Here is a 9,085-nt window from a genome sequence, read left to right on the forward strand (position 1 = left end):
GCGCGGCCAAACATCGGCGCATGACGGGGGCTTCAGGATCGAGGTGGAAACGGCCGGTGCTGACCGTGCTGATGACGCTGGGCCTCCTCGTGTTCGGCGGGGTGGCCCTGTACCGCTTCGTGCCGCCGCCCCAGACCTGGTTGATGACCACACGCCTGTTCCAGGGCGAGGGCCGGGACTACCGCTGGCGCGCGCTGGACGACATCTCGCCCCGACTGGTGGATGCGGTGATCGCCGCCGAGGACGCGACCTTCTGCGCCCACTCCGGCTTCGACATGAAGGCCATCCAGAAGGCCCTGAAGGACAACGCCCGGGCCGAGAAGCGCGGCAGCGGGCGCATGCGCGGCGGCTCGACCATCAGCCAGCAGACGGCCAAGAATGTCTTCCTGTGGCCGGGGCGGGACTGGCTCCGCAAGGGGCTGGAGGCCGGCTACACGGTCCTGATCGAGACCGCCTGGGGCAAGCGGCGGATCATGGAAGTCTATCTGAACGTCGCCGAATGGGGGCCGGGCGTATACGGCGCCGAGGCCGCCGCCCGGCACTGGTACGGCAAAAGCGCGAAGGACCTGACGGCCCGCGAGGCCGCGCGTCTGGCCGCCATCCTGCCCTCCCCGCGTCGCTATCAGGCGGCTGAACCCGGCCCCTATGTCCGTCGCCGCGCCTCGCGGATTCAGGCGGCGATGGGCACGGTGAGAAATGACGGGCTGAACGCCTGCGTGAGCCGCCAGAGCCTGATCGGCTGAGGTGGAATCGCTTCACGATTCCGCTGATGCCGTGAATCAGGCTCCAGATTCATGTTGGAGCGAAATCTGGGCCGAGTTGGACCGCGTCCAACTCGACCGATTTCGCTCCAACAGCGCCGCTTGACCTTAAGGCCCCGCTCCGGTCCCTTGCCGCCGAGACGCGGCGGGAGGCCGCGAGGAGATCCTGATGAAGCGTTCCCTGATGACCGCGACCGCCGTGTGCGCGCTCGCCTTCGGCGTCGCCGCCTGTATGGCGCCCGGCTATTTCGACCAGCCCGAGACGCCTTCCGGCCGCCTGCAGGCGCGGCCCCTGACCAGCGGCGAAATCGTCAACGCAGCCCCGACCGCCGCCGAAGCCGTCAATTTCGTCGCCGACGCCGAGCGCGAACTGGCCGCCCTCAGCGAGGAAGCCGCGCGCATCCAGTGGACCCGCGCCACCAACATCACCTTCGACACCATGTGGCTGGAGAGCCGGATCAACGCCCAGGTGACCGAGGTGCAGGTGCGGCTGGCCGGTCAGGCGGCCCGTTTCAATGATGTCGAGGTCCCCGCCGACGTGCGGCGCAAGCTGAACCTGCTGCGCCTCGGCATCGTCCTGCCCGCCCCGGCCCGGGCGGGCGCGGCCAGCGAGCTGGCGGACATCACAACCCGTCTGGACTCGACCTACGCCACCGGCAAGTTCCAGTTCCAGGGCCGTGAGATCACGCTGGACGAGGCCAACATCCTGATGGCCGAGAGCCGCGATCCGGCGCAGACCAAGGCCCTGTACGAAGGCTGGCGCACCATCTCGCCGGTGATGGCCGCCGACTACGCCCGCATGGTCGAGATCGCCAACGAGGGCAGCCGAGAGCTGGGGTTCGCCGACACCGGCGCCATGTGGCGCGCGGGCTATGACATGGACCCGGACGCTTTCGCCGCCGAGACCGACCGCCTGTGGGAGCAGGTGAAGCCCTTCTATGTGAACCTGCACTGCTATGTGCGCGGCCGCCTGAACGCCAAATACGGCGACGCCGTCCAGCCGGACCACGGCCCGATCCGCGCCGACCTGCTGGGCAATATGTGGTCGCAGCAGTGGGGGAACATCTATGACGTCGTCGCCCCGACCAGCGGCGGCGAAAGCAGCTATGACCTGACGAACCTGCTGACTTCGGCCGACTACGACGCCACCCGCATGGTCCGCACCGGCGAGGGCTTCTACACCTCGCTGGGCCTCGAGGCCCTGCCGCAGACCTTCTGGGAACGGTCGCAGATCACCCGCCCGCGCGACCGCGAAGTGGTCTGCCACGCGTCGGCCTGGGACCTGGATAACCGGGACGACATCCGCATCAAGATGTGCACCCAGGTGAACGGCGACGACTTCTACACCGTCCACCACGAACTGGGTCACAACTACTACCAGCGCGCCTACAAGGATCAGCCGTTCCTGTTCAAGAACGGGGCGAACGACGGCTTCCACGAGGCCATCGGCGACTTCGTCGGCCTGTCGGCCCTGACCCCGACCTATCTGAACCAGATCGGTCTGCTGCAGACCGTGCCGGGCGCGGAAGAGGACATTCCCTTCCTGCTCAAGATGGCGCTGGACAAGATCGCCTTCCTGCCGTTCGGCCTGATGGTCGACCGCTGGCGCTGGGACGTGTTCTCGGGCGAGACCAGCCCGGGTGAGTACAACGCCGCCTGGTCGGAGGACATGCTGAAGTATCAGGGTCTGATTCCGCCGGGACCGCGCCCGGACAACGCCTTCGATCCGGGCGCCAAGTACCACATCCCGGGCAACACGCCGTACACCCGCTACTTCCTGGCGCACATCTACCAGTTCCAGTTCCAGCGCGCGGCCTGCAAGCAGGCGGGCTGGACCGGGCCGCTGCACCGCTGCTCGATCTACGGCAACGAGGAAGTGGGTCGCCGCTTCAACGCCATGATGGAGATGGGCCAGTCGCGCCCCTGGCCGGAAGCCATGCGGGCCTTCACGGGCGAGACCGGCAACGACGCCTCGGCGGTCGCCGACTATTTCGCGCCGCTGAACGTCTGGCTGACCGCCCAGAACCGCGGCAAGGACTGCGGCTGGGAAGCCTGATCGCCTGATCTCGAGGGAACGCCCGGCGGTTCGTCACCGCCGGGTTAACCTTCGGCATTGAGCCTTCCCTTAACCGAACTCCGTCATCCTGTTCCGATGACCATGGGCCGCAAGAGCCCCGGGGCGCGGGACAGGACGATGACCTTTGGACGACACATCAGCCGCATGGTGCGCGGCGGCCGGCGTTTCCTTGGCCGTCTGGCCAGAGAGACGCGCGGCAATGTGGCCATGATCTTCGGCCTGAGCCTGCCGGTTCTGATCCTGATGACCGTGGGCGGGGTGGACATCCATCGCGCCTCGACCGTGCGCGTGAACCTGCAGGATGCGCTGGACGCCGCGACGCTGGCCGCCGCCCGCTCGCCCTACAGCGACGCCGACAACATCCAGCGGGTCGGCATGGCCGCGCTGAAGGCCAATCTGAACGCCTATCCCGACGTCATCCTGCGCGAGGCCGACACCACCTTCGTCCTGCAGGACGAGGAGATCGTCGTCGCCAGCGCCAAGGTCGATGTGAAGACCCTGGTGGCCAATATCTTCCTGCCGCCCTACGGCCAGTTTCTGGACGACTATGTGCAGGTCGGCGCCCATTCCGAGGTGAACCGGGCGACCAAGGACATCGAGGTGTCGCTGGTGCTCGACATCACCGGCTCGATGGACGGCCAGCGCCTGCGCGACCTGCAGCAGGCATCGAACGATCTGGTCGATCTGGTGGTCCAGACCAACCAGAGCATCAACCGCACCCGGATGGCGCTGGTCCCCTATTCGATGGGGGTTAACGCAGGCTCCTATCTGAACGACGTGCGCGGCGCGGCCACCGGCCCGACCAACATCACCGCCGCGTCATGGGAGGTGGGGACCCAGAAGACGATCAGCGGCGTCACCAAGGCCAGCAATGCGGTGTTCACCTCGAACGGCCACGGCTTCGCGGTGGGCGACCATGTCTGGATCAGTTCGGTGAGTAGCTCCGGCTCGCCCAGCAACTCCAGTCTGGCGACCTGGCTGAACAACAAGCCGTATCGGGTCGCCGCGACCAATACGAACACCTTCACCCTCGAGCGATGGACCGGCTCGACCTGGACCAGCCTGAGCACGTCCTCGTACAACACCTACACCGCCAACAGCGGCCGGGTGCAGAAATGCCAGCTCTCGACCTGTGAGGTCGTGGTGACCTCGGCCAACCACGGGCTGGCGACCGGCGACGACGTCCGCATTCTGGGCGTCGAGGGCATGACCCAGATCAACACCCAGAACTCGGTCAGCCCCTCGACCGGCTCGAACCCGCCGCCCTTCCACCAGACAGTGACCCGTCTGGGAAGCTCGACCTTCTCGCTGAACGGCGTCGTGCCGTCGATGGTGTCGGCCTACACCCGGCGCGGGACGGTGCAGTGTCTGGAGTATGGCTGCGCAAACTATCTGTTCACCAACAACAACGGCGCGTTGCGCATCTACGAGGCGTCGAGCTGCGTCAGCGAGCGGGTCGGCGCGCAGGCCTATACGGACGCCTCGCCCTCCTCCGCCAAGGTGGCCTTCTCCTATGTCGGCACGTCGGATGTCGGTCAGGGCGGTTGCATGACCACGACCTTCACCCCCCTGACCACCGACCGGGCGACGCTGCACAGCCGCATCAACGCCTACAAGGCCGAGGGCGGCACGGCGGGTCAGATCGGCGTGGGCTGGGGCTGGTACATGGTCTCGCCGACCTTCGGCGCGATCTTCCCGCAGGAGAGCCGTCCGGACCCTTACGGCACCCGCAACTTGCTGAAGGTCGTGATCATCATGACCGACGGCGAGTTCAACGCGGTCTATTACAACGGCGTCCGCGCGCGCGATTCCGGATCGGGCGGCGGCTCGAACGACCGCTGGATCAACCACGACTCGAACAACGGCAGCCCGTTCCTGCAGGCGGTGAGCATGTGCAACGCCATGAAGGCGCAGGGCGTCATCGTCTATACGGTCGGCTTCGACATCGCCGGGACGACGGATCGCACGCCCAATGTGGTCGATACCGCCACCGAGGTGATGCAGGCCTGCGCGACCAGCCCGAGCTACGTCTACCTGCCGCAGAACGGCACCTCGCTGAAGACCGCCTTCGGCGCCATCGGCCGCAGCATCAGCCAGCTGAGGATTTCGAAGTAGCGGGGTTGCGACTGCGCGCGACCGGCGGAGACCGAGCGGGGAAGTGATTGGTGGTTAGTGGTTGGCCGCCATCCAGTGGCCGCGACCGTCTGAGTCGCCCTTCCGCTGACGGCGGGGGGCAGCACAGGGCGCCCCGCTGCACCTTGCGGGCCAAGCACTAACCACCAATCACCAATCACTTTCCGGCAGTGCGCCCGCCCGGAGCGCACCGCCGTCAGCAACAGCGTCAGATCAGCCGGATTTCCTTCAGGCGCTGGGTCAGGAAGTCCTCGGCCATCAGGGGCTGGCCGGCGTAGCGGTCGGGATTGTCCGGCGTCACGGTGGACGGCAGGCTCTCGATCACGAAGTCCGGGTTGAAGTGCAGGAAGAAGGGCGTCGAGTAGCGGGCGAAGCTGGCCCGTTCCGGCGTCGGGTTGATGACCCTGTGGCTGGTCGACGGCAGGACGTGGTTGGTCAGGCGCTGCAGCATGTCGCCGATGTTGACCACCAGGGCGCCCGGCGGCGGCGCGACTTCCAGCCATTCGCCGTCGGCGTCCTTCAGCTGCAGTCCGCGCTCCTCGGCGCCCAGCAGCAGGGTGATGACGTTGATGTCCTCGTGCGCGCCCGCGCGGACGCCCGAGGCGCCGGCCGGAACCGGCGGATAGTGCAGCATGCGCAGGATCGAATTGCCCAGCTGGACCTTGTCCGCGAAATAGTCGTCGCCGAGTTCCAGATAGCGGGCGATGCCGCGCAGCACCTTGGCGCCCAGTTCGTCCATGGCGGTGAACATGCCGTAGACGTGCTCGCGGAAGCCCTCGATCTCGGTCGGCCAGACGTTGTCGCGCATGTATTTGCGGTAGGGGTGGCCTTCCGGCAGTTCACGGCCGACGTGCCAGAACTCCTTGAGATCGACGGTGGCCGCGCCCTTGGCGGCCTCGACGCCGAACGGGGTGAGGCCGCGCGCGCCGCCGGTTCCGGGCTGGTGATACTGGCGCTTCACCTCTTCCGGCAGGGCGAAGAAGGCCTTGGCGTCGTCGAGGGCGGCGCCGATGACGGCTTCGTCCAGCCCATGGTCGGCGATCACGGCGAAGCCGTAGCGCTTGAACGATCCGCCCAGGGCGTCGGCGAAGGCCTGGAAGTCCTGATCGTACAGCGTCATCGAGACCGGCTCGAGGGCGCGGGTGGCGGGGGCGGCGGTGGCGTCTGCGGTCACGAGGGAACCCTTGTCGATAATCTGGTCGTTTCCATACGCCCTGCGACCCGATCTTGGCAAAGCGTGGGCGAGGTCGCGAAAGCGTCCCGATCCGTTCAGGTTCGGTACAGGCAGGAACCTTGACCATAAGACCGCGTTTCCGAGGCAGAGACCTCACTTCGAAAGGATTCCCCCATGCGCGCCAAACTCATCGTCGCCGGCGTCAGCATCGCCGCCCTTCTGGGCGCCGCCGCCTGCACCACCACTGATCCGTACAGCTCGACCCCACGCCGCAACAACACCGGCACCGGTGTGATCGCCGGCGCCCTGGGCGGCGCCCTGCTGGGCTATCTGACCAACACCTCGAATTCCGAGGAAGGCCGCAAGAACGCCCTGATCGGCGCCGGCATCGGCGCCCTGGGCGGCGCCGCGGTCGGCCAGTACATGGACCGTCAGCAGCGCGCGCTGGAAGCCGAATTGTCCGGCACCGGCGTCGGCGTGGCCCGTCAGGGCGACAACCTGATCCTGCGCATGCCGTCGGACGTCACCTTCGCCACCAACCAGTCGAACATCGACCCGCGCTTCGTGGCCACCCTGGATGACGTCGCGCGCGTGCTTCAGGAGTACGACCGCTCGCTGGTCGATGTGATCGGCCACACCGATTCCTCGGGCGGCGACGCGATCAACCAGCCGCTGTCGGAGCGTCGCGCCTCGTCGGTCGCCGGCTATCTGATCGACCGCGGCGTCCTGCGCGAGCGTCTGTATGTGGCGGGCGTCAGCTCGCGCAACCCGATCGCCGACAACGGCACGCCGCAGGGCCGGGCCCAGAACCGTCGCGTCGAAATCCTGATCCGTCCGTTCCAGGGCTGATCCTGACGCAGAAGCCGGCGGCGGTGCGCGAGCGCCGTCGCCGGTGGCTGTGAAGTGGCGAGTGGCTGGTGGTTAGTGGCTGGCCACCACCGTGCGACGGCGCCGATTGCGCCGCCCTTCCGCAAGCAATCGAAAAGCGACGGCGCGTTACGTCTTCCGACATTGGCGGAAGGGCGACGCCGGCCTGACGGCTGCAGGCTGTGGGCCAGCCACTAACCACCAGCCACTCGCCACTTCCCCGCACACCGCCCGACCAGCCGGACGCCATCCCCGCCACTCGCCTCGCTTTTCTTTCCCCGACACCGTTCCGTGACTTGCGAAGCAGGCGGGTGAAATGCTGGATACGCGAAGCGCTCGACTCGGGGGAACGCTTGCGGCCGGATCATCAGGAATTCGCGGACGGCATCAAGCTGGCGGCCATCGCCGTCGTGTCCGCCATCATGACCGCGACCGTGGTGATCGGCGCGGGACGGGCGCTGCTGCCGAAGCCTGATCCGCTGGCCGTGTCACAGGCCCGGCTGATTCACACCGTCTCACGCTAGGCGCGGTCGGATCGCGCGATCAGGCGCGACCGATCGAGGTGTAGCGGAAGCCGCGCGCCCGCATGTCGTCCGGACGATAGACATTGCGCAGATCGACCATCACGGGCTGTTTCAGCAGCAGTTTGATGCGGTCCAGATCGAGCGCCCGGAACTGGTCCCACTCGGTCAGTATCACCACCACATCGGCGCCCTCGACGGCGTCGTAGGGGCCGTCCCTGAACACCACGCCGTCCAGCAGCTTGGCGGCCTCGTGCATGCCTTCAGGATCATAGGCCTGCACCGTCGCGCCCGCGGCCAGCAGCGCGGGCACCACGTCCAGAGACGGGGCGTCGCGCATGTCGTCGGTATTCGGCTTGAAGGTCACGCCCAGCAGGGCGACCGTCCTGCCCTTCAGGTCGCCGTCCAGCGCGGACGAGACGCGCCCCGCCATCGCCTTCTTGCGGGCGTCGTTGACCTCGACCGTCGTCTCGATCAGGCGCACCGGCGTACCGGCGTCCACCGCGGTGCGGACGAGGGCCAGGGTGTCCTTCGGGAAGCAGGAGCCGCCATAGCCGGGGCCCGCGTGCAGGAATTTCGAACCGATCCGGTTGTCCAGGCCGATGCCGCGCGCGACCTGCTGCACATCGGCGCCCACGGCCTCGCACAGGTCCGCCATCTCGTTGATGAAGGTGATCTTCATCGCCAGGAAGGCGTTGGCCGCATATTTGATCAGTTCGGACGTGCGGCGGCCGGTGAACAGGATCGGCGTCTCGTTCAGGTTCAGCGGCCGGTACAGCTCGCGCATGACCTGCTGCGCGCGCGCGTCGTCGGTGCCGACCACGACGCGGTCGGGGCGCTTGAAGTCCTCGATCGCCGCGCCTTCACGCAGGAACTCGGGGTTGGAGACGACCGCGAACTCGGCGTCCGGACGACGTTCACGAATGATGCGCTCGATCTCGTCGCCGGTGCCGACCGGAACGGTCGACTTGGTCACCACGACGGTGAAGCCCTCGATCAGGCCGGCGATCTCCTCGGCGGCGGCATAGACATAGGACAGGTCGGCATGGCCGTCGCCGCGACGCGAGGGCGTGCCCACGGCGATGAAGACGGCGTCGGCCGCCCGGATGGCCTCGGCCCCGTCCAGGGCGAAAGACAGGCGACCGCCGCGCACGTTCGACGCGACCAGATCCTCAAGGCCCGGCTCGAAGATCGGGATCTCGCCCTTCTCCAGACGTTCGATCTTGGAGGCGTCCTTGTCGACGCACGTCACCACGTGACCGAAGTCCGCGAAACAGGCCCCCGACACCAGGCCTACATAGCCGGTTCCGATCATCGCCACGCGCATGTGGATGCACCCCGTTCAGACAGGCCGTCGAGATAGCGACCGGGCGGCCCTTTGACCACCCCGACGAACGAAACGACGCAATGCAAAACCGCCGGCCCTCTTTCGAGGACCGGCGGCTCTGTAGTGCTGCCTTGTCGGCGACTTCCGGATTAACGGAAGTTGATGCCGATGGTGGCGCGACGGTTGAGCGGCTCACGCACGCCGTCGGCGGTGGCGCGGGCCAGC

At 67.3% G+C, this 9,085-nt stretch carries 7 protein-coding genes; 5 read left to right on the forward strand and 2 right to left on the reverse strand.

From position 1 onward, the window contains the following. Positions 1–20 precede the first annotated feature (20 nt). The 3 genes from mtgA (at position 21) to ACODRV_RS11450 (ending at position 4,953) form a co-directional block, all read left to right on the forward strand. Positions 21–743, forward strand: a complete 723-nt coding sequence (gene mtgA, locus ACODRV_RS11440) for a monofunctional biosynthetic peptidoglycan transglycosylase (RefSeq protein WP_141627818.1) — start codon at positions 21–23, stop codon at positions 741–743. A 187-nt stretch (positions 744–930) separates the two neighbouring features. Then, a complete protein-coding gene (locus ACODRV_RS11445) occupies positions 931–2,817 on the forward strand; it encodes a M2 family metallopeptidase (protein ID WP_488908393.1) in 1,887 nt (628 codons plus the stop codon). Between the two features lie 138 nt (positions 2,818–2,955). Further along, on the forward strand, positions 2,956–4,953 hold the full coding sequence (locus ACODRV_RS11450; RefSeq protein ID WP_488908394.1) for a ubiquitin-activating E1 FCCH domain-containing protein: 1,998 nt from the start codon (positions 2,956–2,958) through the stop codon (positions 4,951–4,953). A gap of 226 nt (positions 4,954–5,179) precedes the next feature. Here ACODRV_RS11450 and ACODRV_RS11455 read toward each other — a convergent pair whose 3' ends face one another. After that, positions 5,180–6,091: an isopenicillin N synthase family dioxygenase gene (locus tag ACODRV_RS11455; RefSeq protein ID WP_141628392.1), complete on the reverse strand. Its 912-nt coding sequence runs from the start codon at positions 6,089–6,091 to the stop codon at positions 5,180–5,182. 228 nt (positions 6,092–6,319) lie between these two features. On the opposite strand from ACODRV_RS11455, the gene ACODRV_RS11460 reads away from it, so the two are divergent. Then, positions 6,320–6,994, forward strand: a complete 675-nt coding sequence (locus tag ACODRV_RS11460) for a YiaD family glycine zipper/OmpA-like lipoprotein (protein ID WP_141627821.1) — start codon at positions 6,320–6,322, stop codon at positions 6,992–6,994. Between the two features lie 371 nt (positions 6,995–7,365). Next, the gene (locus tag ACODRV_RS11465; RefSeq protein ID WP_488908395.1) at positions 7,366–7,536 is read left to right on the forward strand and encodes a hypothetical protein; all 171 of its coding nucleotides are present in this window, start codon (positions 7,366–7,368) and stop codon (positions 7,534–7,536) included. 19 nt (positions 7,537–7,555) lie between these two features. Here ACODRV_RS11465 and ACODRV_RS11470 read toward each other — a convergent pair whose 3' ends face one another. Beyond that, complete coding sequence (locus tag ACODRV_RS11470; protein WP_141627822.1) at positions 7,556–8,860, reverse strand: UDP-glucose dehydrogenase family protein; 1,305 nt, start codon at positions 8,858–8,860, stop codon at positions 7,556–7,558. Positions 8,861–9,085: the final 225 nt, after the last annotated feature.

Source organism: Brevundimonas sp. FG8, assembly GCF_057808845.1.

Coding starts and splice junctions, on each gene's coding strand:
- mtgA (WP_141627818.1), top strand. CDS start 21: ATGACGGGGGCTTCAGGATCGAGGTGGAAACGGCCGGTGCTGACCGTG.
- ACODRV_RS11445 (WP_488908393.1), top strand. CDS start 931: ATGAAGCGTTCCCTGATGACCGCGACCGCCGTGTGCGCGCTCGCCTTC.
- ACODRV_RS11450 (WP_488908394.1), top strand. CDS start 2,956: ATGACCTTTGGACGACACATCAGCCGCATGGTGCGCGGCGGCCGGCGT.
- ACODRV_RS11455 (WP_141628392.1), bottom strand. CDS start 6,091: ATGACGCTGTACGATCAGGACTTCCAGGCCTTCGCCGACGCCCTGGGC.
- ACODRV_RS11460 (WP_141627821.1), top strand. CDS start 6,320: ATGCGCGCCAAACTCATCGTCGCCGGCGTCAGCATCGCCGCCCTTCTG.
- ACODRV_RS11470 (WP_141627822.1), bottom strand. CDS start 8,860: ATGCGCGTGGCGATGATCGGAACCGGCTATGTAGGCCTGGTGTCGGGG.